A 23,844-nucleotide genomic window follows, 5' to 3' on the forward strand; every position below is an offset into this window, starting at 1 on the left:
CGCACCCGGGCAGGGGTTGTCCGGGTGCGGCCGCCATGGCACGACAGAGTCTGCACGGCGGCGGATTTCGATTCGAAACGACTCGCGCCGAGTTCTGCGATTCACGCGTTTGCGAATTCTCGCAATAGTCGCGCAAATCTAGTGTCCGCCCTAGATTCCGGGGCACCGAGCCTGGACCTTCTCCGAACAGCCCCGCCCTGGCCGGCGGGACACCCGGCACGGTTCAGGCCTGCCACCAGGACAGTACGAACAGGCAGAACGCGGTCGTCACCAGCAGTACCGCCAGCGCCTGCGCGAGCCACGGCCGCCAGCGTTGCAGGCGCTCCACGGCGACGTACAGGCCACCGATCAGCAGGATCGGCAGCACCGCCGGAATGATCAGCGCTACCAGCGGCCCGATGATCCAGCCCGCGATGCGGAATTTGCCCCACGTGGTACCCAGGATCAACGGGATGACGATCGCGCCCGCGAGCCCGCCGACGACCGCCCGCAGCGGTTCCTCGCCGATCCACGGGACGCCGGGGATGCCCGGGGTGTCGAACAGGTCGAGGGTCGACCACAGTCCGAGCAGCACGATGACGAGCAGCGTGCCGTAGAGCGCGGCGCGGTAGTGCAGTTTCTGCAGTGGGCTCCAATCCACCTGGCGCGCATGGTGCATCGTCGCGGCGGTGACCGCCGACCACACCATCCAGCGCCGGATGAGCCCGGTTCCGGTCTTGGCCATGGCATCACGGAAGATCCGGTCCGCCTCGTCGCGGAAGATCTCTCGTTCGGCGATGTAGCTCGCCGGTTCGTCCCCGTTCAGCACCAGACCGTCGTGCAGGATCGCCGCGGGTAGATGCGCGCCGGTCTTGGGAACCAGCCACGTCAGGAAGGCAGGCACCGACGTGAGGTCGGTGGTCCAGTTCGCCAGGTCGGCGGGCACCAGAATGGTGCCGACACCGATTCCCGGCGCGTCGTCGTTGTATCCGATCCGCCGCAGTAGCCGGAACTCCTCGCGCCGGGTCTCGTTGTTGAACCGCCGATCCAGCACGATCGTGAGATCGGGTTCGGGCTCTTTGCCGGGATCGTCCGGTCCGCCGCCCTCTGGCGTCACCGGCCCGGGTGGTCCGGGCGGCGGCGCCGGGGGTTCGTTCGCCGGGGGCATGTTCACCACTACCGCATCGGGAGCGACCGCGTCGGCCGCCGCCTCGGCCGGGGCCCTGCCCCCGTCGTAGAACGGCCCGCTGTCCTGCTCCACCTGGAGCTTCATCGATCCAGGATGACATCCGGACGATACGAACCGATCTAGTTCCGACGGCGTTTCGCTGTCGGATTCCGCAGCTCAGCCCCTATGGCGGGTTCTGAACGGTGTCAGCGTTCGCGGATGGTGAGGGTCAGCGCGGCCGGTGCCGATACGGTGGGCGCATCGGCCGGGTTCGGGGCGTCCGTCGGGCAGCAGGCGCACCCCTCCGCGGCGGGGACGGACGGAATCGGCTGGGACGCAACGGTCTGCGGAGCCGAGCCGGGCCGCCCGTCCGCGAGCGGCCGCAGTCGCCCCGCTCGGAACGCGTTGGCGATGACGAAGACCTCGGCGATCTCGTGGATGAGCACGACCGTGGCCAGCCCGAGGATGCCCAGCGCGGCGAGCGGAACGAGCGACAGCACGATGGCGGCGGACAGCCCGATGTTCTGGAGCATGATCGTGCGGGCGTGGCGCGCGTGGGCCAGGGCCTGCGGGAGGTGGCGCAGGTCGGTTCCGAGCAGGGCCACGTCCGCGGTTTCCATGGCGACGTCGGTTCCCATGGCGCCCATGGCGATACCGACGTCGGCCGTGGCGAGTGCGGGTGCGTCGTTGATGCCGTCGCCGACCATGGCGACCGCGCCGCGCCGCTCGGCCCGGAGCCGGGTGACGAGCTCGGCCTTGTCGGCGGGCCGCAGTTCGGCGTGCACCTCGGTGATGCCGGCGAGGTCCGCGAGCGCCCGCGCGGTGCGGCGGTTGTCGCCGGTGAGCATGGTGACCGAGACCCCGGCGGCGTGCAGGCCGGCGATGGCCGCGGCGGCCTCGGGACGGAGTTCATCGCGAATTGCGATGAGACCCAGCACGTCACCGTCGTGCTCGACGACCGCGACGGTCGCCCCGGCGTCCTGCAGGCGGATCACCTCGGGATGCAGTGGCCCCGGATCGACCCAGCCCGGGCTGCCCAATCGAGCGGGCCTGTCGTCGACGCGACCCGCGAGCCCCGCGCCCGGGACGGCCGAGACATCCACGGCGGGTTCGGGATTCGGTGCGGCGGCGAGAATGGCGGCCGCGAGCGGGTGCTCGCTGCGCGCTTCCAGCGCCGCCGCTACCCGAAGGATCCGATCGGCGGGCACATCGATCGCGGGCACGATATCGGTGACCGCGGGCTGATTGCGGGTGAGGGTTCCGGTCTTGTCGATCGCCACCGCCCGCACCGCGCCCAGTGTCTCGAGGGCCGCGCCGCCCTTGACCAGCACGCCGAGCCGGGTGGCGGCGCCGACGGCGGCGACCACGGTCACCGGCACGGAGATGGCCAGCGCGCACGGTGCGGCCGCGACCAGCACGACCAGCGCCCGTTCGAACCAGAGCGCCGGATCACCCAGCAGCGCACCGCATCCCGCGATCAGGGCGGCCAGCACCATGATCACCGGCACCAGCGGGCGCGCGACGCGGTCGGCGATGCGCTGGCGCACGCCCTTGCGCCGCTGCGCGTCCTCGACGATGCGCACGACCTTGGCGAGCGAGTTGTCCTCGACGGTCGCGGTCGCCGCGACGAGCAGCACCCCGTTCGCATTGACCGAACCGGCGAACACCGGATCGCCGGGGCCGGCCTCGACGGGCATGGACTCGCCGGTGATGGCGGAGGTGTCCACGGCCGAGCGCCCCTCGCGCACGATCCCGTCACTGGCCACGCGCTCGCCCGCGCGCACCACCATGACGTCGCCGACGACGAGCTCCGCGGGTTCGATCCCCCGTTGAACTCCCGCTCGCAACACCGTGATCCGCTTGGGCACCAGCGCGAGCAGCGCCCGCAGACCACGCCGGGTGCGCGCGAGCGAATGCTCCTCGAGCGCCTCGGTGATCGAGAACAGGAAGGCCAGCGCGGCGGCCTCGGCGTATTCGCCCAGGGCGAGCGCGCCGATCAGCGCGATCGTCATGAGCGTTCCGACGCCGATCCGCCCGTGCCGCAGCCCGCGCAGGGCGCCGGGAACGAAGGTCCGGCCTCCGATGGCGGCTGCCGCGAGATAGACGATGCCACCCGGGGTCTCGGCGCCCAGCTTGCGCGTGAGGAAGCCCGCCACCAGGAGCGCACCCGCGACCAGTGCCAGTTGCATGTCCCGGACCTGCCACAGGCGCTGATCGCGATCGTCGGCCGGGCGGTGCTCGCGCTCCCCGCAGCATGCCTCGCCCATCAGCAGCATCCTTCGCGCTCGGCGTCCGGGCAGCACGCCGGATCCACGGCCAGCACCAGGCCCAGCAGGTCGTCCAGGGCGCGCGCTATGCGCGGATCGGCCAGTTCATAGCGGCTGCGCCGGCCTTCCGGCACGGCCACCACCAGTCCGCAACCACGCAGGCAGGCCAGATGATTGGACAGGATCTGGCGGGTGACCCCGATGCGCTCGGCCAATTCCGACGGATAGCCGGGTTCAGTGCGCAGCGCCAGCAGGATCTGCGCGCGGGTGGAATCGGAGAGCGCGTACCCGAATCGGGACAGCGCGTCGCTGTGCACCATGGTGGCCATACCCTGACAGTACAGAATATTCTGTACTAATGACCCCCGAGCCCCCGCGCGTCGCCCGGAAACCGCGATACCGAGGAGGATCGCACGGATCGGCGCGACCACCCCGGAGGCGGACGCGATCGCGGCGTGCCACATCCACCGGTCATCCACCACTCGGCCCGCGGCGTGCCCGTTCGGCTTCATGCCCTAGTGTTTTCGCATGTCCGCGACCAGCTGGCAGGGCGCGGTCCTGATCCGTCCCGGCGTCTTCGCCTTCACCGGAACGATCGGCCCCACGGACACGCACGCCCATCACGCGGTACAGCTCATGGCGGCCCGGGACGCCATGACCGTCGTCGCCGCCGATGACAGTCGCGGTACGGGAACACAATTCGTGATTCCCGCCGACGCTTCCCACCGGATCGAGCGCGGCGCGGACAACGGTGTCGTCGTCTTCCTCGACCCCGAATCCGCTGCCGGGCACGCCGCCCAACTGCGCGCGCGTTCGCTCGGCTGGACGAGCGGAGCGCCGCTGATCCCGCACGCCGCCGACGAACTCGGGCTCGACCGGCTCGTCTCCGCCGTGCTCGAGACGCTCGCTCCCGACGGCGAACACACCGCCGCGACCCCGCGTCACCCCGCCGTCCAGCACGCCCTGGACCTGCTACCCGAGCTGGTGGCCGGCGGAACCGTCGGCACCGCGGACATCGCCGCCCGAGCGGGACTTTCGACCAGCCGGCTCACCCACCTGTTCAGCGCCCAGGTCGGGCTCCCGCTGCGCCGCTACGCGCTGTGGCTGCGCCTGACCCTGGCCATCGCCGAGGTCGCCGCCGGCCGCGATCTCACCAGAGCGGCCCATGCCGCCGGGTTCTCCGACAGCGCGCATCTGACCCGCACCTGCCGCGAGAACTTCGGCCTGGCGCCGTCGGCGCTGAGCCGGAACGTGCACTGGCACATCACGCATTCGCTGTAGCCGAATCGTTCAAGCCGAGCGGGCGGGCCGCGGCCCAGTATCGAGCGCATGCACACTCGCACCTTCGTCCGACGCCTCGCGCGCTACGGCTACGTACCCCTGATGCTGCTCGGGGTCAACGGCCTGGGCATCGCGCTCGCCGGGGCCGGAGCCCCGAAATACTGGTTGCTGCTTCTGCTGGCGGCGGCGATCGCTCTGTCGTTCACCGTCGAACGCCTCATCCCGTACGAGACATCGTGGAACGGGGAACAGCCGGACAGTCGCCGCGACCGCATCCACGCCGCCGTGAACGAGACCCTGCTGCTGGTGAGCGTGGCCGCCATTCCACTGCTCAGCGCGATCGTCCCCGCGCCCGATCTCTGGCCCGCGAGTTGGCCTTTCGTCGTGCAGGTGCTGTTCGCGATTCTGGTCGCGGATTTCGGCATCACCGTCGTCCATCTGGCCAGCCACAAGATCGGCGTGCTCTGGCGCTTCCACGCCGTGCACCACAGCATCACCCGGTTCTACGGGCTCAACGGTCTGATGAAGCATCCGCTGCACCAGACCGTCGAGATGGCCGCCGGGGTGCTGCCGCTCGTTCTCATCGGCCTGCCGATCCAGGTGGCCGCGGCCCTGGCGCTGGCGACCGCGGTGCAACTGCTGCTGCAGCATTCCAATGCCGACTACCGGGTGGGACCGGCCCGATACCTGCTCGCGCTCAACGCGGGTCACCGCTTCCATCACCTCAAATGGGCGGGTATCGGGGACGTGAACTTCGGCCTGTTCACCCTGATCTGGGATCACCTGTTCCGCACGTACTCCTACGATCCGGCGCGGGTCTTCACCTCCGACCAGCTCGGCATGGCCGCCAAACCGGACTTCCCGGTCGACTACCTGGACCAGCTCACCTATCCGTTCACCCCGGCAGGGGGCGGCCACCCCGTGCCGGAACCGACTCAGGCGTGAGGTTCGATCAGCCCGGAGATCAACGACACCACCCGGTGCGGCCGGGCGGTGTCGGCGAGGGCCTTGCCGTTGGTCAGGATCGCCCCGGATACTCCGCGAGCCGGATCGGACCAGCCGTACTGGGTGGTGAGTCCGCTTCGGCCGAAATGGGATCCGGTGTCGCGGCCGAACTTGGAGCGGCGCGCCCCGAGTTCGTAGCCCGCCACCGAGACCCGGCCCGCGACCCCGGGGATCCACGGCGCGGGCTGCACCGCGGTGCGCAGCGTCTCGGGCTTCATGATGCGGACACCGTCCAGTTCTCCTCCGCGCGTGAGGATCTCGTAGAACCGCGAGAGCTCGAAGGCCGTGGTGATCAGATTGCCCGAGGGCAGTTCGGCGGTGAGGAAAGCGCGGGTGTCGGCCTCGCTGGCCGGCCCGGACAGCCCGCCGCCCAGCGCCCGGCCCGCCAGATGCTGCCAGATACGCGACGGGCCGGGGCCCACCTTCACGCTCGGCACGACCTGGTCGACATCAGCCGGATCGACGCCGAAGTTGTTCCAGCGGAACCCGAGCGGTTCCAGGACCTGAGTGCGCAGGTGATCGCGCATCGCGATGCCGGTCGCGCGCCGCACCAGCAGGCGCTGGATCAGGCCGCTGGTGAGCGCATGGTAGACCCGGAAACGGCCCGGCTTCCAGCTCGGCTTCATATCCGCCAGCCCGCGCACGGCCAGTTCCTCGTCCAGGATCAGCTCGGTGCCGCGGTACGGCGGAGTGATGAACGGAACACCCGCCGAATGCGAGAGCACATCGGCGATGGTGATGCGCTGCTTGCCTTTCGCGGCGAACTCCGGGATGTACTCGCATACCGGATCGTGCAGGGCGAACGCCCCCTGCTCGATGAGCATGAACATCACCGCCGCCGAAACGCCCTTCGCCGTGGAGAATCCGCAGAACGGCATGTCGGGGGTGATGAGCCGCTTCTCGGCGTCGGGTCCATCCTTGGGCGCGTTGCCCCAGCCGTGGCCGATGGCGCGGTTCAGCAGCACGTGACCGTCGCGGCGCAGGCACAGCTGGATGGCGGGCGTGGTGCCGAGGCTGTACCAGTCGCGCACCGCCGCCCAGATCGTCTCGATCGCGGCCGGGGTGAGACCGGCGGCGGCCGGATCATCCTCGGGTCCGACCGTCGTCACCGTGTCCAGATTCGGATCGACCATCACCATCGCGCCTGGGCTCATTCGCCCAAGGATAGAGATCATCGCGGGCGGGCCGGCGTTTGCGCAGGTCCGAGCCGTGCAGCGGGGTACTGAGACGGTCGGCGACACGCTCAGCGACCACCCCGCAACCCGTGTATGCGAACATATGTTCGTGTCCGGTCCCGTGAGCAGTGCGAACGACCGCCCCGCGCGGGCGGCGATTCTGCACGCCGACCTGGACTCCTTCTACGCCTCGGTGGAGCAGCGCGACGATCCGCGCCTGCGTGGCAGGCCGGTGATCGTGGGCTCGGGGGTGGTGCTGGCGGCCAGCTACGAAGCCAAGGCGTTCGGGGTGCGCACGCCCATGAACGCCCGCCAGGCCCTGCGGCTGTGTCCGCACGCCATCGTCGTGCCGCCGCGCATGTCGGCGTATTCGGCGGCGAGCAAGGCGGTGTTCGCGATCTTCCGGGACACCACGCCCGAGGTGGAGGGCATCTCCATCGACGAGGCGTTTCTGGATGTGAGCGGGCTGTGGCGCATCGCGGGCACGCCCGTGGAGATCGCGCGGCGGCTGCGCGTGCGGGTGCGGGACGAGGTCGGACTGCCGATCTCGATCGGGGTGGCGCGCACCAAGTTTCTGGCCAAGGTCGCCAGCGCGGTGTCCAAACCGTATGGGCTGCTGGAGGTTCCGCCGGATCGGGAGCTGGAGTTCCTGCATCCGCTGCCGGTGGAACGCCTGTGGGGCGTCGGGGCGGTGACCGCCCGCGAGCTGCGGGAGCGGGGCATCACCCGGGTCGGTCAGCTCGCGGAGCTGGGCCCAGGACCGCTCAGCGCGGCCCTGGGCCCCGGTGCCGGACGGCATCTGCACGCCCTGGCCTGGGCCCGCGACCCACGCCGGGTCGAGACCGGCAAACGCCGCCGATCGATCGGCGCACAGCGCGCCCTGGGCCGCCGGGCCCGCACCGATGCCGAGATCGAGGCCTACCTGTACGGCCTGGCCGATCGACTCGGGCACCGGCTGCGCGCCGGCGACCGGGTGTGCCGAACGGTCGTGCTGCGCTTGCGCTTCGACGATTTCGCCCGCGCGACCCGCTCGCACACCCTCGCCGAGGCCACCGACAGCGGCGAGGCCATCGCCGGCGCCGCCCGCACCCTGCTCGCCGCGGCGCTGCCCACGATCCGAGAGCGCGGCCTGACCCTGGTCGGACTGTCCCTGACCAACCTCGAACACGCCGCGACCGTGCAGCTCACCCTGCCGCTGGAGCCCCGCGCCGAATCAACCCTCGACTCGACCCTGGACGCGCTGCGCGATCGGTTCGGCGCGGGCACCGTCACCCGCGCGGCGCTGCTCGGCCGCGGTGAGGGCGTTTCGGTCCCGATCCTGCCCGACTGAGCCCGAAGCGCTCGGCGGCGGGTCGAAGCACGCGATCGTGCGCGGAGACCGGAGACGGCGCGGCGTCCTCGTCCGGGCCACCGGTCCGCACAGCTCGCCCCTTCGGCGGCAACCTCGGCTCGGCGGGCGGGCCGGCGAGGTGCTCGGGGTCGGGCTAGCGGGCGCGGGTGCGCAGGGCCAGTTCGCGGTCTTCGAGGATGCGGCGGCGGCGTTCGAGCATGGCGGCCGCCGGTGACGCGCCGGACAGGTGGGCTTCGTACACCGCATGCGCGTCTTCGAGGGCGTCGCGAGCGCCGACACCGGCGGCGGGCGTGATCGCGTGGTCGGCGTCGCCGATCAGGACCACCGGGTCGACGGGGGTGGCCGCGCCGGTCAGCGGCACATTGCGCGCGTTGCTGACGTGCACCGACTCCGTGGTTTCCAGGAACGCGCTGATCAGGGCCTGATTGGAAGGTGTTGCGGTGGTGATGGTCTCGGCCCATTCCTCGATCGGCCGCCGGCCCAGGTCGTCACTGCCGGGCAGCGCCTCGCGCGGAACACGCAGGAACCACAGCGCCGCCGGATCGCCCGGGCGCCAAATGTGCCCGAGGGTGCTCGCGGGCCTGCCGTTCTCGATCTCGGCGAAGAAGTGCAGGGTCGCGGGGTCGGTCTTCAAGGTGACCGGGCGGCTGGTCATGCCGTACAGCACGACATCACCGGCGTATTCGGTGCCGCGCTCGGGTTCGAGGCCGGCCCGCACGACCGAGTCGATGCCATCCGCCCCGACGATGAGTTCGTCCTCGAGCACGGTCGTGTCGTCGCCGCGGCGGAGCACGCAACCGCGCTCTGTCACAGTGACATCGGTGATCGGGGCGCCGTAGACGGTGTCCACCCCGGCCTCGGCGATGAACTCGCGCAGGATCTGCACCAGCGAATCCCGCATCCAGAAGCGGTGTCCCCGGCCGTTGATCGCTCCGCGCCGGCCCAGGCTGTTGGCGTAGACGAGCCCGCCTGCCACCGGATAGGACCCCGCGCGCACCAGATCGCCCGGCACGCCCAGTTCCGAGAGTGCCCGGTGCCCACGGTCATCGATGAACAGGAACGCTCCGCCCCCGCTGTTGCGAGCCTGCTGCTCGAACAGCCGCACCCGTTCCCCACGCAGTGCCAATGCCCCGGCCAGCGCCGCTCCGGCGATTCCGCCGCCGATAACCGTCACCATGCGGCAACCCTCCTTGCTCGTCGATGAGAATTCGGTCCCGCCCGATCTCGCGGATGGAACCCCTTCCGTCGCGGCACTTCCCAGAACAAATCGGTCAGTCGCATCCAAGCCTCGACCGGCACGACCCTCCGGACTCCCCCGCCGTTCCGCGCGGATAAGCCCCCACGGGTTGCAGTGTATGCACAGTCGCATCGCGTGCCGGGCGGCTTCTCGGCGAATTCGGGCCGTGCGCTGGATGATTCGCGGTCGCGCAGCGAGTCCGGAACGCGCGCGGCGCATCCCGATGCGGGGCGCGACCGAGATCGGCCTGGAAGAGTGGCCGCAGGTACCGCTGACAATGACGTGGGGAGAGCCAATGTTGGAAGTCGCGCATCTGGTGCGGCGTTTCGGGGACGCGGTGGCGGTGGACGACGTGTCGTTCACGGTGCCGCCGGGCGCGCTGACCGGGTTCGTCGGTGGCAACGGAGCCGGCAAGACCACCACCATGCGAATGATCATGGGCGTCTTGGCGACCCACGGCGGGGAGGTGCGCTGGGCGGGGCGGCCGGTGACGGTCGCGGACCGGCGGTCGTTCGGGTACATGCCCGAGGAGCGCGGGCTCTATCCCAAACAGCCGGTGCGAGACCAGCTGGTGTATCTCGCGCGGCTGCGCGGAGTGAGCGCCGCGGACGCGACCCGGCGCGCGCAGGAGCTGCTCGACCGCTTCGAACTCGGGGATCGGGCCAAGGACAAGCTGGAATCGCTGTCGCTGGGCAATCAGCAGCGTGTGCAGATCGCGGCGGCGGTGATCACCCGGCCCGTCGCGCTGATTCTGGACGAGCCGTTCTCGGGACTGGATCCGGTCGCCATCGATTCCATGGCCGCGCTGCTGGGTGAGTATGCCGGGCAGGGCGTTCCGGTGCTGTTCTCCTCGCATCAGCTCGATCTCGTCGAGCGACTGTGCGATCAGCTGGTGATCCTCGCGGGCGGGCGGGTGGTGGCGCAGGGCTCGGCGGCGCAGCTGCGGGGCGCGGGTCCGCTGCGCTATCGACTCGTCCTGGACGCGGATGCGGACTGGGTCCGCGCGTTCGAGGGGATCCGGGTGATCGAGCAGACCGGTTCGAGCGTGCTGTTCGAGCTGACCGGGGCGAGTACCGATGCGCTGCTCACCGCGGCGCTGGGTCGCGGCTCGGTGCGGGAGTTGGCCGAGGTGCGGCCGTCGGTGTCGGAAATCTATCGCGAGGTGACCGCATGAGTATCGAAGACTCGAAACGGGACAGCGCCGCGCCGTCGGGTATCTGGCGCATAGTCGCCGCGCGCGAGATCTCGGTGAAGCTGCACGACCGCAATTTCCTGATCTCCACCATTGTCACCACGCTGCTCATCGTCGGGTCGCTGGTGGTCAGCGGGTTCGCGAGCAATCGCACCGAAACGCTCGACGTGGCCGTGACCGGTGCGGACGCGACGCAGATCGTCACGCTGGCGAATCAGCTCGCCACCGCTGCGGACGAGAAGGTGTCGTTCGTCGCGCACACCGTGCCCGACCTCGACGCGGTGACCGCGCAGGTGCGCGACGAGTCCGCCGATGTCGGGCTGGGCCCGGACACGAACGGCTGGAAGCTGTACGGCAAGGCGGCCGAGAACGAGAACGCCGCCACCTATCTCACCGCGGCCGCCGGGCAGCTCGCGGTGCAGCGCAACGCGGCCGCCGCGGGGACCTCGGTCGAGCAGCTCTCGCGCGGCGGGGCGGTGGACTACGACGTGCTCGAACCGGGCGCGATCGATCCCGGTCTCGCGAAGATCGTCACGCTGGTGTTCGCGTTCGTGTTCTACCTGGCCTCGATCATGTTCGGCCTGGCGATCGCGCAGAGCGTGGTCGAGGAGAAACAGAACCGGATCGTGGAGATTCTGGCCAGTGCGATTCCGCTGCGGCAGTTGCTGATCGGCAAGGTGGTCGGCAACACCGTGATGGCGCTCGGGCAGCTGGTCATGTTCGCCGCGGCCGGGTTGATCGGGCTGGCGGCCACCGGCAAGGGTGGGCAGGTCGGTCAGATCGGCGGGGCGGCGGGCTGGTTCCTGGTGTTCTTCGTGGTCGGGTTCCTGGCGCTGGCGAGCATGTGGGCGGTCGCGGGGGCGCTGGCCACGCGCAGCGAGGATCTGCAAGCCACCTCCACGCCGCTGTCGATGTTGATCATCATCGTGCTGCTGGGCGGGTTGCTGATCACCGGGACCGGGCGCGTGATCGCGTCGTACGTGCCGATCATCTCGATCGTGGCCATGCCCGCGCGCCTGGCCGAGGGGTCCGCGACCTGGTGGGAACCCATTGTCGCGCTGGCGATCATGGTGATCGCGACCTACGGGATCGTGGTGACCGCGGAGAAGGTGTATCGCCGGTCGCTCATGCAGACGCAGGGGCGGTTGACCATTCGGCAGGCGCTGCGGGTGCAGGACTGATCCGGATCAGCCGGGGACGGGGGCGGTGGCGATCAGGAATCCCTTGGGATCGCGCCACCGCTGCCCGGGATTGGCGGCGAACCAGGCCTCGAAGTCCTCGGTGATCTGCTCGAGGATGGCGGCGCGATGCGGGCTGTCCGCGGCGATGCCGCAGAAGGAGAACATCGCCTCGGCGAAATCGATGAGCGGGGCCGGGGTGTCGAAGACGAGCGCGTCGTCGAAGCGCTCGATGCGGGTGTAGGGGAAGACCTGTCGCAGCAGTCCGGGCAGGGTGCGGGGGCCCACGGTGAAGGCCAGTTCGCCGATGGGGGCGAGGCCGTAGGCGCGGGCGCGTTCGAGGATGACCGCCTGGGTGCGGGCGTAGCTCTCGGTGAGGTTGATCGCCACGACCACCGCCCCGCCGGGTTTGGTGATGCGCCGGAATTCGTGCAGCGCGCGCAGCGGGTCGGGGACGTGGTAGAGCATGTGGCGAGCGGTGGTGCGGTCGAATTCCGCTGTGGCGAAGGGCAATTGCTCGGCGTCGCCGACGATCGCCGCGGCCCCGGGAATCCGGCTCACCGTCGCGACCATGCCGGGTGAGGTGTCGAGTCCGACGATGCGACCGCGATGTCCGCGCTCGAGCAGGTGGGCCAGGAAGCGGCCGTCGCCGCAGCCGATGTCGGCGAGCGTCTCTTCTCCGTTGAGGCGCAGCGCTTTCAGCACCGCGGCGGTGGGATCCTCGCGCCGTTCGCTGTAGTTGTCGTGCGTGGCCATGCGCACGCGCAGGGCGTCGGGCGAACCGTATTCGGACGAGAGTGTGGGACCGGTCATGACGGGTGTCCTTCTCGAGAATCGAGCCTCCCATCCTCTCATCGGAACGGGTGAGATCACCCGGAATCCGATGCGGCAGTGCGCGAGTTCGCCCGCGCCGGTGCCGTAGGGTCGGGGCCATGACCGGTGAGAGGGAGTCGCAGGCCGTCGTGCCGTTCGAGGCCGATCCGGTGATCGCGGTGCCGGACGCGGTGCGTACCGAGCTGCGGCGCGGGGTGCGCAGTGTCCTGGTCGATTCCGCCGCACTGCGGTTGGTGCGCGAGCGGTTCGACGCCGAGCAGGCCGGGGCGCTGCGGCGCTACCTGGAGGCTTCGCAGTCGGCCAACACCGTGCGGGCCTATCGCACGGATTGGATCGCGTGGGCGGGCTGGTGCGTGACCGAGGGCCGGCAGGCGCTGCCCGCGGATCCCCTGGACGTGGCGGTTTATCTGGCCGCTGCCGCCGACGCCCGTCGCGAGAACGGTGAATGGGCTTTCAGCGCGGCCACTCTCGAACGCAAGGCCGCCGCTTTGGCGGCGGTGCACGCGGCGAACGGGCTGCCCTCGCCCACTCGCGCGGACGTGGTGCGCCTGACCCTGCGCGGTATTCGCCGAACCCGCCGCACCCAGCCCAAGCGCAAACGGCCGGTCCTGCTGCACACGCTCGATCAGCTGCTGGGCGAGCTCCCCGCGCCCGGGTGGCCGACCGAACCGGCCCGCCGCCGTGACACCCTGCTGCTGCTCGCCGGTTTCGCGGGCGCGCTGCGCCGCAGCGAGCTGGCGGGCCTGCGCATCGCGGATGTCCGGGTGGTCACCGACCACACGAGCGGCGAACCGCTGCTCCTCATCCAGTTGCCCACCACCAAAACAGATCCCACCGGCATTCACGAACAGCGTGTGGTGCTGCCCCGCGGCAAACATCCGCACACCTGCCCCGTCTGTGCCTTCGCCGACTGGATTCGCCTGCGCGAGGCACATTCGGCCAACCCCGAAACCCTCGCGGCCTGGCTCGCGTCCACCGAGCCCGCCCCCGCCCACATCCACCGCTGCCACGGCTTCACCGGCACCACCCTGACCGATCCGTCCCTCCCCCTGTTCCCCACGATCACCCGCCACGGCGGCCTCGCCCCCACCGCGATGTCCGGCCGCGCGGTGGCGGAACTGGTGAAACGCTACGCGGCCCGCGCGGGCCTGGACCCCGCCCTGTTCTCCGGCCACTCCCTGCGCGCGGGCTTCGCGACCCAGGCCGCGCTGGGCGGCGCGAGCGACCGCGAGATCATGCGCCAGGGGCGCTGGTCCAACCCGCGCACGGTGCACGGGTACATCCGGACGGCGAATCCGTTGGAGGACAACGCGGTTACGAAACTGGGGTTGTGAGGGGTCGAGTACTGGTAGTCGAATACCGACCACCCCTTGAACAGTCATTACGTGACTGCGAACGCCAGTGGCGGGCTACGACGATCATCGTTGCGCGTACCGGTGTAACTGGGACCGGTACGCGCAACACCTGCGAATTTGCCCGCGCAGGTCAGTGATAGAAGCTGACCAGATCCAAACCGTTCTCCGTGCAGAACAGGCACCACTCACGCAGTTCCGCAATGGCTCGGGCGACGCCGCGGTCCTCGACAGTCGACAGATCGACGTCTTCGAGTGCCTTTGCGAGCGGCACCATCTCCGCGCGGGTGAGATGCCCGATTGCCGGGAAGTCGTCGATCTGTGGCAGTTGGACCGGGGATCCGGAGTACGCCAGGTCGTTGGGATCGAACTGCACACCCAGCCCGGCGAGGGCCTCTCCGATCATATCGAGTCCTCTCGATCCGACCGGGTACCAGTGCCCGTTGTTCAAACTGCCGCCGAACCGCTCGCACAGGATTTTCAGCGCATAGCCGTACTCGAATCCTTCGCTGCCAGTAGCCGGTCGCGAGAAGAACAGCTCCTCCAGGGCGGTACGACGGTCCTCGGACTCGAGGCTGGATCGATGGACCTGAACCATCCAGTCGAAGAACTCCTGCGGTTCGGCCGCGAACGTGGACGGCGCACGTAGAACCTCGATCTCTACCGCATAGGCCATAATCCCGTATCCCATTGCCGTTCCCCCGGTTCCGGTCTTGCGTTCAGTCGACTGGCACAGCGCCAGCCGCTCGCACAGTATCGCGAGCCTCCGACACGAAACCATCCATTCGGTAGGTGCGGAGGAGTCCGCGACGCTCGCCGATTCGATGTGGGAAGTGGTGCTGGTTCTGCCAGCGACGATAGTCCTCCCGCTCCAGTCGAATCCCGCTGCGAGGCAGGATGTACCGGCCATCTCGCTACCTGTCGCTACCTCCCCGTTGGTACCAACCACTCCGATCGGTCCGACCCTGCACCGGCCACGGGACTGACCCATTCGAAGGTTGACCCGACTCAGCCTTCGACCACTCCACGCTGGCCGTTTCAGACAGCGCGATCAGCGGTGCGGGCTCAGGTGGTGATCGCAACACCTCATCGAGTTCTTCTGATGGTGTGCGGAATTGAAGGGCGGCGCCGCTCTCAGCGGCGAATTATCGTGCACTATCACCGGAGATCTGGCGGAAACCGCCATTTAAGGGCCGACAGTGCACGATAGGTAGGGGTCGCCCGCAACTCGGCAATTTGGTGTGTTCTGCCGCACCGCCTCGGCTCGTGCCTCATCGAACCGGCGGCGCCAGCGGGTTCGGTCAGTGCGACCAACGAATGCGAGGTGCTCGGTCAATCGCGAAGCGGTGGGGAGGTCGGCTCGTGAGGTGCCGGCACCAACGGAGCGGTGATCGGAGGCAGAGGTGCCGCTGGCACTTCACCTACGGGCGGGTCCGACCTCAGCACGAAGACCATGAGCGCGGCGAGGATCAACGTGACCGCGGCAATCATGCGGGCAACCTGCCAGCGCAGTGCAACGAGATGCTCCCTCAGCGTGGCAGCTCCGATAGCCATTGATCTCCCTTGATGGATGCGTTCGTCCGCATGATCGTTGGACTGTGCCGGACCATTACCGCGCAACAGCCCGCCACAGAGCTCATAGCATCCGGCAGAACTATGGCGCAGCTTGGTGATCCGCACGACCAGCGGCAGGTGCGGATGTTGACCCCGGGGCACGGGGCAGCCGTCGCGAGGAGCCAGTCGGCCCGCCGACGGCTACACCGCCGACAGGAGTGCGTGGCTGATCGCGGCCAGCTCCCCTGGGGCGCGATTGGCAGCGTGCCGTCGGCTGGATGGCTCGTCGCAGGTCCAGACCCCGGCGGCGTCGACGGACCAGGACTCGTCGCCGCAGAATTCGCGGTCGGTGAGCAGGGCTGTCGCCTGGCGTGCCGGGTCGGTCGCACCTACCGCGCGCAGCGCCTTCGCGAGCACCTCGGTAGCCTCCGGCAGCGGGAGCGCCGCATCGCCGAGGATCGGGAGGAGGCTCAGGAGTCGGGCGGCGGTGCGCTGGATCCCACCGGTGTCGGCCGGCGCCGCCGCTGCGGCGAGTTCCGGCCAGCGTATGCCCGCGTAGGAGCCGTGCATGTCAGTTGTACTGAGCGCCAACAGGTCCGGTGAATCAGCGAGCCGCAGGAGGTAGCTGGTTTCGTACTCGTAGTCGGTACCCGGCGTCAGCTCGTAGTTCTCGTACACGATGAACATCTCGTGCCCGTCCGCCAGCGGTATCGGCAGCACCGGCCAGCGCGCGGTATCGGTCAGGCGATCCCGCATGTGCAGGAACTCGTGGTCGGATACCCCGAAGAATTGGTCGGCGTCGTTGACCGTGCCACACAGGTGATAGGACCAGAATGCCGGGTTCGCAGTGAGTTCGGTCGCGTCGTACAACTCCGCTCGCACGCCGGCGTCCATGACATATCCCAGAAGCTCCATTCGCCCATCATCGCGGAGGGGTCACCGGCGTCACAGCAGCGGTCTGACACCCCGCCACCGCCTCATGACCGCTTCGCTCACCGCGCCACGCGGCATTACGGGTTGCTCATGGCCCGCGCTCATTCGTCGAACGGTGTGGTGTCTGCGTCGGGTGCAAGTCGTTTGCGGGGAGGGTAGATCGGATCCGGGTGGTGTCCGAACAAGTAGTCGCGGAAGGTTTGCAGATATTCGTTCTGATGCTGTTGATCGAGGAGCGTGGTCGTGTTCGGGTCGAACCAATCATTCGGTGTCAGACGTCGGGCGATCACGTAGTCGAGGGCTTCGCGCACCATGTCCCCATAGCTCGGCTCCTCGACGATGGCGCGGCGCAGTTCTGGTGCGTACCGCCACATCTGATCACCCAGATAGGTGTAGGGCAACATGCCGACCGGCCACAGCAGACTGTCGACATGCGGGATTTCGTCCCACCACTCCGGCAGTGGGTCGGGGCGCATGGCAGCCCCCGGCTGTGTGGGTGAATCCGTGCGGCGTTTCGGGCCGGAGGCGGGTGCGGCAGGATTTCGGCCGACGCCGCGGGGACGCCACGTCGGCCCGGTCCGGAGGTTGCTGGGCGGATACCAGACGCCGCGCCACACCGGGACTCCGAGAGCGCGTATGTTCACCGGAAGGTTCTCGTCCACAACGATATCCGGCGTGATGCGGCGCACCGGGCGTAATTCCTCGCCGTCGGGGAGCAGATCGGCCACCATAGCCAGACAGTCCTGCTCACCGTAGCCGGTCACACCGACGTAAGGTCCGGGCCAAGCCGGTTCGCGGTCCCGATCGAATTCGATCCAGAACCGCCGCACCACGGGCATATTCGTCCCTTCGTGGGAAGGCTCGCACTGTATCAATGTCCGTTCGACGGCCACCACTCGATAATCGGTGCGGGCTCAGGCAGTCATCGCAACACGTCTTCGAGTGCTTCTGATGGTGTGCGGAATCCGAGGGTTTGTCGAGGGCGTCCGTTGAGTTCGTCGGCGATGGCGTCCAGATCGGCCGGCCTGAAAGACCGCTGCACGAAGGCCGTCATGCCGACGACCGACCCATGGGCTTGGTAACCGGAGGGCGGAAGATTCCCCGGGCGTTGGTGTCGGCGACGGCAAGTACGTTGCAGATCATGGAATGTGAGCTGCCTAACCCCGAACTGATTTGGGCGAGAACGATTGCCGTCAGTCTGACGTCATTGAATATCGCTGATGTCAGTGACGTACAAGGGGCGCTGCGGGAGCTGGACGAGTATGTCCGCGTGAACGATGGCCGCCTGGCCGAAGAAGACGGTTCAGGAAATTGGTACGTCCTGGTTCGCCTGACCGATGAGCGCGCTCTGCTGTTCGGGGGCGACGAGTCCACCGATCTGTATGACACCGATTACGATCCGTGGTCAGCCGCACCCGGATGGGTTCGAGGCATCGATCGGACAGTGAGCCATCCGCGATTGTCGGACCCTGTGATCACGTTCGTGCGCTGGTGGGATGGTCAGCAGTGGGACCGGACTCCCCTCGATCGCACGATAGTCGGCGATCGCGCTGACGATTCCGATGCGGACGATGGCCTGTTCATGGCCCTGCAGAGTGCCGTGGACGCCGAGAAGTTCGCCAGCGAGCTGGAGACGGGAGCGCTGTGCTCTGAATGGATCGGCGAAGACCTCGACACCGGTGAACTTGTACCCAATGTGGTGGATCCCGCCGATGTCATCGCGCTCGGTGACGCTGCCTGGACGGGGATAGTGACCCGCGAGCATCTCGAATTCCTGCCCCCGCAGTTCGCCGGAGCGATCGCCGAATATCTTTGGCAAACGGGCGTGCTCGCAGGCGCGCCCAGGGTCGTGGTGCCGCTGTCTACTTCGTAGGAGGCGCATCTGTAACTCTGCAAGCGAATGCCCTTGGTCCGCGATCGGCCGCATGGCAGAGGGTCAGCACGCACGCGGTAAGAGAGCCCGTCGGGGAAACTAGCATCACGAGCGTGGGACACCAGGACAGGCCAAGTGAGCGGGTTGTCGAGCAGCGACTGCGAAACCGTGCGATAGAGGCACTGGTGACACTCGCAGAGGGGGACGCGGGTGTTCGTACCTGGGGGTACGGGGAATACATCAACGAGTTCTTCGACACGATTGACGATGACGGGCCGTGGCGATGGCGCGAATGGTCAACGTTCACATCGGCAGAGGTGGCCGCGCTCGACAGGGTGCGGCGAGCAGTCCTTGATGCTTGTGCCGCGACACCTCGGATTTCCTCCGATGAGGAGTTCGTCGCTTCGGGCTGGCCTGGGCGCATCGCGCCGGTCGCGGCTGCGGCGCTCGAACTGATGCGGTCGAGAGGTCGTTTTCGAGAGGATCGCGAGGAAGTAGTGCCCTCGCGTCCGAGCTGAAACCACCGACCGCACGGAATCAGCATGATAGATGCTGAGTACCTGTGCTTGTCAGGATCGACGGGAGTCCCGGGTGATCCTGATCGCGCCGCCGATGAATGCCATGGTCATTGTCAGCAGCCCGAGTGAAGGGACGCGGGTGAGGTTCGAGGGCGGCACGTCGAAGATCGAGAAGAGACAGATGAGTCCGGCCAGGCTCAGCAGGGTCAGGACAGCGGATATCAGCATCAGTGCGCGGTCGCGACTCTCGTCCGCGGTCAACGCGCGTCTGCCTGCAGGATGCTGGGGCGATCCCGTAGCGGGGACGGGCGCCGGAGTTGTACCGGTCCACCCGGCGGCGGGCTGCGGTTGCGGCGATGCTGTGCCCCGGTGCCAGGGATGTGCGAATCCGATTGCCCCGGAAGCGAACACCATGAGCGCGCCGATTCCGAGCGCGATCCATGGCGTGTTCGACGGCGACGAGGGCGCGGTGGCGCCCAGGACGGTGACCTCGAGCGTTGCGGGTAGGCCGTCGAGGTGCGCGAGCCGGTCGGCGATCGCGGTCCTGGCGGACTCGGTGTCGGTTCCGGCTTTCAAGGCCGCGGCGATGACCGCGGCGCTCTTGTCCGGGGACATCATCGATGGAATCGGCGGCGAGACCGACTCGACCTCCGGCATCGCGCTCAGCGCCCGATACACCGGATTGACGTCCTCCACCACCGAGCGCGTGGGAGACGCCTCGAGCAAAACCGGAATGTCTTCGTGCAGAACGATTCCGGCCGCGACCAGCTGCTTGGACACGCTGTCCACAGCGACCTGCTGACTGCGAGACACACCTACGCTGCCGCCGATGATCAATGCGATTCCCCACACCAACACCACCACAGCCACGATCACCCGAACAGATTTCACGAACCCCCCAATGTCATTTCACCGTCGACCCGCGAAGTCTAGTCAGGTGTCCACGGTGTGTTGAACCGCTCGAGCACGCCGTCGGTCGCCTCGTACTCGCCGTAGAGCAGGTCCGCGTCCGTGCCGCGCACAATCTCGATCGCGGCCTGTGCCAGAGCGGGTCCGATTCGGTCAGCGCCAAGAGCTGTATTTATGGTGCGTTCGATGGTTGAACCCGGCTTGTCATTGGGGCGGGCCGTTTACACGCTGGCGGGTTGAGCCCCGGACAACCATGACAATCATCCGTCGGTATGAGAGTGCGGTCATGGGCAGCCGATCAGTGAATACCGCTGGTCCGGAACATATCTCGCCACCGATCGGGGTGGTCGGCTACCCGCCGAGGCCGACCACGGGTGGACTACCGCCCGAGCAGGACGCTGAACAGCGAGACCACGAACAGCAGCGCGAACAACACGATCGGGATGCCGACGACCGCGGTAGCCAGGATCGGGAGGGGGCGGCGCATCAGGGGTTTGCCCGGATCCATCGGGCGGCGGGGGCTGCCCGGGATCGGGGGCGGCAGCTCGGCGACCCGTTTGTGTGCGGCGACGTTGATCAGCATCGTGATCGGGTTGATGAACAGCGACATGATCCCCCACCAGCCCAGGATCAGGCTTTGCTCGGTCAGCCGGCGCGAGGTCGCCAGGCCGCAGTCGCGGCAGAACGGGCCGGGTGAGCGCAGGAACTGCATGAAGATGATGAAGGCGCGGTGACCGCGCAGGTCGACGTGGACCGCCGGGGTCGCACCGCAGTATCGGCAGTACACGCCGTTGGCGGCGGTGACCGGTGTCGGCGCCGGGAAGTGCTGCGGTGCGTGCGAACCCGCGTGCGTACCGGTGAATGAGTCGTGCAACGTAATCCCCCATGCGATTGCCCCTGTGCGGCGCGATTGCGCGCGGAGCGCACAGTATCGGCGGGGCGTGCGCTCTGGCAACCTCAGCCGCGCCCGTCCTGCACCGGGTAGTCGGTGACCACCGCACCACCTCCGCCTACCCGATACACCTGCCGGACCGCATCGCCAACCCCACGGTCCACGGCCAAATAGCTTCCCGGCAATCGCCAGAACCTCGGCGCGCGAGCTGCATTGGCTACCGGACTGACGTGCGGATAACCCGCGACCGAACCTCGACCCGCCGAGCGCAATATTGGCGTGGCACAACGGTGTAGATCCGGCACCCTCCGATCAGAGCCGTCAATGACCGGCGGGCGGCCACTGCGCCGGTGCATGGTTCGGCTGGAGCTGTTGCGCAGGCGCAGTAGGGCCATGCGGCCTGCTCCCGGCGGCGAGCGCCCCCGCGGTCAACACCAAACCGCCTACGAACAGCGCGGCGCCTATCAGGATGACGTCGCCGTTGAGCTCACCGGCGCGCTCCTTCGTCGGAAGTACGTCCTCGCCCGGTGTGCTCTTGTTCCCACTCCACCGACCCCAAGTGCACTCCTGCAAATCTGGCCGGTCCCGATTCGCCTGGCACATCATGCCCAGATCGAATGGTGTACGCGCGGATTCGTCACGTAGGTCGTGCTGAGCCATGTATCCGAAGCACATCAGGACGGCCCCGGCGACGGCGATCAGGAGACCGAGTATCCCCGCCAAACCCCTCATATCCCATCCCCCTTCTACGAAAGTCGCCCACTACCACTCCGCTGGGAACAGGCAGTCGATCATGGAGCGCTGACATCGTAACGGCCTTGCTCGCACCGAGCCGAGTCCGGATGCGGCCGTGCTCGACGGGTAGATCGCCGACAGGATATGCACGCGAGAAGGCTGCGCCGATGCGCGACGACGTCACGGCAGCCGCTCGCATGCGGCTGATCGAAAAACTGCCGACTTCGCTGAGGTTCCGGAGAGCGCCCGGGTCATCTCTCCGGTCTCGATCGCCGCGCTGGGAGATCCCTGCTCAGGAAGCGGGCTCGTACGAACCGCCCTGCTGGCGGACGATCACGCCGAGTCGGTTCGCGGCATTGATCTGGGCGACCAGGGCGACCAGCGCCGCGGTTTGGTCGTCGTCGTAGTGTTTGCGCACCTGGGTCCAGGTCTCGTCGGAGACACCGGGGTGGGCGTCGGCGATGCGGGTACCTTCCTCGGCCAGGGCGAGCGCGGCCCGCTCGGCGTCGGTGTAGACCGTCGCTTCGCGCCAGGTCGCGAGCAGATTGACGCGAACCGCGGGTTCGCCGGCGTGCGCGAGATCCTTGCTGTGCACGTCGGTGCAGTAGGCGCAGCCGTTGATCTGACTCACGCGCAGCATCACCAGATCCTGTGTGGCCCGGGGTAGCTCCGACTGGACGAGCACCATGCTGGCATTTCCGAACCGCTTCGCGAACTTGGCGCCGAGGTCGTTGGTGAACAGGTTGAAACGGGGTTCCATGACATCGTCTTTCGAGTGGTGTTGTTGTGCTTGACGACCATGAGATGCCGACGGCGCGAGCCCCGTGACAGGGTGTCGCTGTGACTCACCCCACTGCGCCGGGCTGTCACAAAGCGGGCGGCTCCGGCATCCCATGTCCGCGAGAGACACGATCGAACGGACGGGAAGTATCGATGAGCCGACCCGGCAGCACCGCCACGGAAACGTTTGTGACCCACCGGAACCTGCTGTTCACCATCGCCTACGAGATGCTCGCCTCGGCCGCCGACGCCGAGGATGTGCTGCAGGAGACCTGGATCAAGTGGATCGGCGTCGACCTGGCGACCGTGCAGGATCGGCGCGCGTATCTGGTCCGCATCACCACTCGCCAGTCCCTCATGCGGCTGCGCGCCCTCGGCCGACGGAAGGAGTCCTACGTCGGTCCCTGGCTACCCGAACCGCTGCTCACCGCACCGGATGTGGCCGAGGACGTGGAGCTGGCCGACAGCGTGTCGATGGCCATGCTTCTGGTTCTGGAAACTCTCGGCCCCACCGAACGAGCCGTCTTCGTCCTGCGCGAGGTCTTCGACCTCGACTACGACGAAATCGCCGAGGCGGTCGGTAAAACCTCCGCCGCGGTCCGCCAAATCGCCCACCGCGCACGGGGGCACGTCGCCGCCCGCCGCCCGCGCGGCAGCGTATCCCCGACGGACACACGGGACGCGGTGGCGGCATTCCGGCGCGCCATCGACACCGGTGACATCCAGGGCCTGCTCGACAGGCTCGCCCCGGACGTCGTCTTCCTCGGAGACGGTGGTGGCATCAAACAGGCTGCGCTGCAACCGATTATGGGATCGGACGCGGTCGCCGAGCTGCTGGCGGCTGCCCTCCCCCGAATAGGACGCGAACTGTCTGCCGAGCCCGTCTCCATCAACGGCTTCCCGGCACTCGTCCTCCGGCTCGACGGTGAGATCGACACGGTGATCGCCGTCCACGTCGACGAGGGGCTCATTACCGGGCTCTACTCCGTACGTAACCCGGAGAAGCTGTCGCGCATGGCCCGGGAGACCGTCCTGCACCGCTAGTCGTCCGACCGGCTGTGTGCGGGTCCAAGAGGGCGAAGCCGTGTTCGATGATCAGCCGGCGCGAACCTACCGGCCTCTGGACCCGGGCATTACCCGAGAGGTAATTGGATGCCCCGGCATCGCGTCCTACCGTCGAAGAGTCGTTCGGTGACACGATCCCGTCCGCCCGGTGCGTAGCCCTTTCCTCGAAGGAGTTCCCTTGTCCGCCTATGGTTTCGCGCATCTACGCGCTCGTCGCCCGCACCCGGAGATCCTCGAGTATCTGGAGCGGATCCAGGCCACCCTGGACCCGTTCGAGGGTCGCTTCGTCATTCACGGCCCGCCCGCGGAGGTGGTGGAGGGCCACTGGCCCGGCAGCATGGTGCTGCTGGAGTTCGCGGATCTCGACCGTGCCCGGGCCTGGTATCACTCCCCCGCCTACCGCGAGATCGCCCACCTGCGCACCGACCACATCGACGGCGACCTGCTGCTGATCGAGGGCGTCGGCCCCGGCTACGACCCGAGCGAGCGAGCCGCCAAACTCCGCGCCGAAGCCTGAGGTCCGCGCCGGGACCCCGCCCTGACCGCAGGAACTACCCGGTGCGCCG

At 68.3% G+C, this 23,844-nt stretch carries 22 protein-coding genes; 10 read left to right on the forward strand and 12 right to left on the reverse strand.

Features of this window, described 5'->3' with window-relative positions; translation table 11 throughout:
• Positions 1 to 223 precede the first annotated feature (223 nt).
• The 3 genes from ACFVBH_RS00965 to ACFVBH_RS00975 all read right to left on the reverse strand — a co-directional run bounded on the left by ACFVBH_RS00965 (position 224) and on the right by ACFVBH_RS00975 (position 3,743).
• Positions 224 to 1,252, reverse strand: a complete 1,029-nt coding sequence (locus tag ACFVBH_RS00965) for a DUF1353 domain-containing protein (RefSeq protein ID WP_378998597.1) — start codon at positions 1,250 to 1,252, stop codon at positions 224 to 226.
• A 101-nt stretch (positions 1,253 to 1,353) separates the two neighbouring features.
• Positions 1,354 to 3,414, reverse strand: coding sequence for a heavy metal translocating P-type ATPase (locus tag ACFVBH_RS00970; protein ID WP_378998599.1), 2,061 nt, complete (start codon positions 3,412 to 3,414; stop codon positions 1,354 to 1,356).
• The gene (locus ACFVBH_RS00975; RefSeq protein WP_354985650.1) at positions 3,414 to 3,743 is read right to left on the reverse strand and encodes a metalloregulator ArsR/SmtB family transcription factor; all 330 of its coding nucleotides are present in this window, start codon (positions 3,741 to 3,743) and stop codon (positions 3,414 to 3,416) included. Before ACFVBH_RS00975 ends, ACFVBH_RS00970 begins: the two co-directional genes overlap by 1 nt.
• A gap of 199 nt (positions 3,744 to 3,942) precedes the next feature.
• On the opposite strand from ACFVBH_RS00975, the gene ACFVBH_RS00980 reads away from it, so the two are divergent.
• Positions 3,943 to 4,695: a helix-turn-helix transcriptional regulator gene (locus ACFVBH_RS00980; RefSeq protein WP_378998602.1), complete on the forward strand. Its 753-nt coding sequence runs from the start codon at positions 3,943 to 3,945 to the stop codon at positions 4,693 to 4,695.
• Between the two features lie 48 nt (positions 4,696 to 4,743).
• The gene (locus tag ACFVBH_RS00985; RefSeq protein ID WP_378998604.1) at positions 4,744 to 5,640 is read left to right on the forward strand and encodes a sterol desaturase family protein; all 897 of its coding nucleotides are present in this window, start codon (positions 4,744 to 4,746) and stop codon (positions 5,638 to 5,640) included.
• On the opposite strand, the gene ACFVBH_RS00990 is transcribed toward ACFVBH_RS00985, so the two are convergent.
• Positions 5,631 to 6,854: a serine hydrolase gene (locus ACFVBH_RS00990; protein WP_378998606.1), complete on the reverse strand. Its 1,224-nt coding sequence runs from the start codon at positions 6,852 to 6,854 to the stop codon at positions 5,631 to 5,633. The two genes, ACFVBH_RS00985 and ACFVBH_RS00990, sit on opposite strands and share 10 nt — an antisense overlap.
• A 124-nt stretch (positions 6,855 to 6,978) precedes the next feature.
• On the opposite strand from ACFVBH_RS00990, the gene dinB reads away from it, so the two are divergent.
• Positions 6,979 to 8,205, forward strand: a complete 1,227-nt coding sequence (gene dinB, locus ACFVBH_RS00995; protein WP_378998609.1) for a DNA polymerase IV — start codon at positions 6,979 to 6,981, stop codon at positions 8,203 to 8,205.
• A 154-nt stretch (positions 8,206 to 8,359) separates the two neighbouring features.
• Here dinB and ACFVBH_RS01000 read toward each other — a convergent pair whose 3' ends face one another.
• Positions 8,360 to 9,403 carry an FAD-dependent oxidoreductase gene (locus ACFVBH_RS01000; protein WP_378998611.1) on the reverse strand — a complete coding sequence of 348 codons (1,044 nt, stop codon included), beginning with the start codon at positions 9,401 to 9,403 and terminating at the stop codon, positions 8,360 to 8,362.
• 355 nt (positions 9,404 to 9,758) lie between these two features.
• Between ACFVBH_RS01000 and ACFVBH_RS01005 the strand changes: the two genes are divergently transcribed.
• The gene (locus ACFVBH_RS01005) at positions 9,759 to 10,637 is read left to right on the forward strand and encodes an ABC transporter ATP-binding protein (protein WP_378998613.1); all 879 of its coding nucleotides are present in this window, start codon (positions 9,759 to 9,761) and stop codon (positions 10,635 to 10,637) included.
• Complete coding sequence (locus ACFVBH_RS01010) at positions 10,634 to 11,836, forward strand: ABC transporter permease (protein ID WP_378998615.1); 1,203 nt, start codon at positions 10,634 to 10,636, stop codon at positions 11,834 to 11,836. Before ACFVBH_RS01005 ends, ACFVBH_RS01010 begins: the two co-directional genes overlap by 4 nt.
• 6 nt (positions 11,837 to 11,842) lie before the next feature.
• Here the strand turns inward: ACFVBH_RS01010 and ACFVBH_RS01015 are convergent, their stop codons facing one another.
• The gene (locus ACFVBH_RS01015) at positions 11,843 to 12,646 is read right to left on the reverse strand and encodes a class I SAM-dependent methyltransferase (protein WP_378998618.1); all 804 of its coding nucleotides are present in this window, start codon (positions 12,644 to 12,646) and stop codon (positions 11,843 to 11,845) included.
• 119 nt (positions 12,647 to 12,765) lie between these two features.
• Between ACFVBH_RS01015 and ACFVBH_RS01020 the strand changes: the two genes are divergently transcribed.
• Positions 12,766 to 14,001, forward strand: a complete 1,236-nt coding sequence (locus tag ACFVBH_RS01020) for a site-specific integrase (protein ID WP_354985641.1) — start codon at positions 12,766 to 12,768, stop codon at positions 13,999 to 14,001.
• 151 nt (positions 14,002 to 14,152) lie between these two features.
• Here the strand turns inward: ACFVBH_RS01020 and ACFVBH_RS01025 are convergent, their stop codons facing one another.
• The 3 genes from ACFVBH_RS01025 to ACFVBH_RS01035 form a co-directional block, all read right to left on the reverse strand.
• Positions 14,153 to 14,929 carry a hypothetical protein gene (locus tag ACFVBH_RS01025; protein ID WP_378998621.1) on the reverse strand — a complete coding sequence of 259 codons (777 nt, stop codon included), beginning with the start codon at positions 14,927 to 14,929 and terminating at the stop codon, positions 14,153 to 14,155.
• 845 nt (positions 14,930 to 15,774) lie between these two features.
• Positions 15,775 to 16,488: a hypothetical protein gene (locus ACFVBH_RS01030; protein WP_378998623.1), complete on the reverse strand. Its 714-nt coding sequence runs from the start codon at positions 16,486 to 16,488 to the stop codon at positions 15,775 to 15,777.
• A 119-nt stretch (positions 16,489 to 16,607) separates the two neighbouring features.
• Positions 16,608 to 17,399, reverse strand: a complete 792-nt coding sequence (locus tag ACFVBH_RS01035; protein ID WP_378998625.1) for a hypothetical protein — start codon at positions 17,397 to 17,399, stop codon at positions 16,608 to 16,610.
• A gap of 248 nt (positions 17,400 to 17,647) precedes the next feature.
• Between ACFVBH_RS01035 and ACFVBH_RS01040 the strand changes: the two genes are divergently transcribed.
• Together ACFVBH_RS01040 and ACFVBH_RS01045 are read left to right on the forward strand one after the other, a co-directional pair.
• Positions 17,648 to 18,379, forward strand: coding sequence for a hypothetical protein (locus ACFVBH_RS01040; protein WP_378998627.1), 732 nt, complete (start codon positions 17,648 to 17,650; stop codon positions 18,377 to 18,379).
• Between the two features lie 113 nt (positions 18,380 to 18,492).
• Positions 18,493 to 18,897: a hypothetical protein gene (locus ACFVBH_RS01045; protein ID WP_378998629.1), complete on the forward strand. Its 405-nt coding sequence runs from the start codon at positions 18,493 to 18,495 to the stop codon at positions 18,895 to 18,897.
• Positions 18,898 to 18,948: 51 nt separating this feature from the next.
• Here ACFVBH_RS01045 and ACFVBH_RS01050 read toward each other — a convergent pair whose 3' ends face one another.
• The 3 genes from ACFVBH_RS01050 to ACFVBH_RS01060 all read right to left on the reverse strand — a co-directional run bounded on the left by ACFVBH_RS01050 (position 18,949) and on the right by ACFVBH_RS01060 (position 22,193).
• Positions 18,949 to 19,773: a hypothetical protein gene (locus ACFVBH_RS01050; protein WP_378998631.1), complete on the reverse strand. Its 825-nt coding sequence runs from the start codon at positions 19,771 to 19,773 to the stop codon at positions 18,949 to 18,951.
• Between the two features lie 412 nt (positions 19,774 to 20,185).
• Positions 20,186 to 20,680 (reverse strand): hypothetical protein, encoded by a 495-nt coding sequence (locus ACFVBH_RS01055; protein ID WP_378998633.1) that lies wholly within the window; start codon positions 20,678 to 20,680, stop codon positions 20,186 to 20,188.
• 1,045 nt (positions 20,681 to 21,725) lie between these two features.
• Positions 21,726 to 22,193, reverse strand: a complete 468-nt coding sequence (locus ACFVBH_RS01060; RefSeq protein ID WP_378998635.1) for a carboxymuconolactone decarboxylase family protein — start codon at positions 22,191 to 22,193, stop codon at positions 21,726 to 21,728.
• A 173-nt stretch (positions 22,194 to 22,366) separates the two neighbouring features.
• Here ACFVBH_RS01060 and ACFVBH_RS01065 point away from each other — a divergent pair, with 173 nt between their 5' ends.
• The gene (locus ACFVBH_RS01065; RefSeq protein WP_378998637.1) at positions 22,367 to 23,257 is read left to right on the forward strand and encodes an RNA polymerase sigma-70 factor; all 891 of its coding nucleotides are present in this window, start codon (positions 22,367 to 22,369) and stop codon (positions 23,255 to 23,257) included.
• Positions 23,258 to 23,456: 199 nt separating this feature from the next.
• On the forward strand, positions 23,457 to 23,795 hold the full coding sequence (locus ACFVBH_RS01070) for a DUF1330 domain-containing protein (RefSeq protein ID WP_354985632.1): 339 nt from the start codon (positions 23,457 to 23,459) through the stop codon (positions 23,793 to 23,795).
• Positions 23,796 to 23,844: the final 49 nt, after the last annotated feature.

It is taken from the genome of Nocardia sp. NPDC057668 (assembly GCF_042799795.1).
Taxonomy (GTDB): domain Bacteria; phylum Actinomycetota; class Actinomycetes; order Mycobacteriales; family Mycobacteriaceae; genus Nocardia.

What these genes read in the sequence shown, in the direction of transcription:
- ACFVBH_RS00965 (WP_378998597.1), bottom strand. Translation starts at nt 1,252, where the DNA reads ATGAAGCTCCAGGTGGAGCAGGACAGCGGGCCGTTCTACGACGGGGGC.
- ACFVBH_RS00970 (WP_378998599.1), bottom strand. Translation starts at nt 3,414, where the DNA reads ATGGGCGAGGCATGCTGCGGGGAGCGCGAGCACCGCCCGGCCGACGAT.
- ACFVBH_RS00975 (WP_354985650.1), bottom strand. Translation starts at nt 3,743, where the DNA reads ATGGCCACCATGGTGCACAGCGACGCGCTGTCCCGATTCGGGTACGCG.
- ACFVBH_RS00980 (WP_378998602.1), top strand. Translation starts at nt 3,943, where the DNA reads ATGTCCGCGACCAGCTGGCAGGGCGCGGTCCTGATCCGTCCCGGCGTC.
- ACFVBH_RS00985 (WP_378998604.1), top strand. Translation starts at nt 4,744, where the DNA reads ATGCACACTCGCACCTTCGTCCGACGCCTCGCGCGCTACGGCTACGTA.
- ACFVBH_RS00990 (WP_378998606.1), bottom strand. Translation starts at nt 6,854, where the DNA reads ATGAGCCCAGGCGCGATGGTGATGGTCGATCCGAATCTGGACACGGTG.
- dinB (WP_378998609.1), top strand. Translation starts at nt 6,979, where the DNA reads ATGTTCGTGTCCGGTCCCGTGAGCAGTGCGAACGACCGCCCCGCGCGG.
- ACFVBH_RS01000 (WP_378998611.1), bottom strand. Translation starts at nt 9,403, where the DNA reads ATGGTGACGGTTATCGGCGGCGGAATCGCCGGAGCGGCGCTGGCCGGG.
- ACFVBH_RS01005 (WP_378998613.1), top strand. Translation starts at nt 9,759, where the DNA reads ATGTTGGAAGTCGCGCATCTGGTGCGGCGTTTCGGGGACGCGGTGGCG.
- ACFVBH_RS01010 (WP_378998615.1), top strand. Translation starts at nt 10,634, where the DNA reads ATGAGTATCGAAGACTCGAAACGGGACAGCGCCGCGCCGTCGGGTATC.
- ACFVBH_RS01015 (WP_378998618.1), bottom strand. Translation starts at nt 12,646, where the DNA reads ATGACCGGTCCCACACTCTCGTCCGAATACGGTTCGCCCGACGCCCTG.
- ACFVBH_RS01020 (WP_354985641.1), top strand. Translation starts at nt 12,766, where the DNA reads ATGACCGGTGAGAGGGAGTCGCAGGCCGTCGTGCCGTTCGAGGCCGAT.
- ACFVBH_RS01025 (WP_378998621.1), bottom strand. Translation starts at nt 14,929, where the DNA reads ATGGCCGGTACATCCTGCCTCGCAGCGGGATTCGACTGGAGCGGGAGG.
- ACFVBH_RS01030 (WP_378998623.1), bottom strand. Translation starts at nt 16,488, where the DNA reads ATGGAGCTTCTGGGATATGTCATGGACGCCGGCGTGCGAGCGGAGTTG.
- ACFVBH_RS01040 (WP_378998627.1), top strand. Translation starts at nt 17,648, where the DNA reads ATGGAATGTGAGCTGCCTAACCCCGAACTGATTTGGGCGAGAACGATT.
- ACFVBH_RS01060 (WP_378998635.1), bottom strand. Translation starts at nt 22,193, where the DNA reads ATGGAACCCCGTTTCAACCTGTTCACCAACGACCTCGGCGCCAAGTTC.
- ACFVBH_RS01065 (WP_378998637.1), top strand. Translation starts at nt 22,367, where the DNA reads ATGAGCCGACCCGGCAGCACCGCCACGGAAACGTTTGTGACCCACCGG.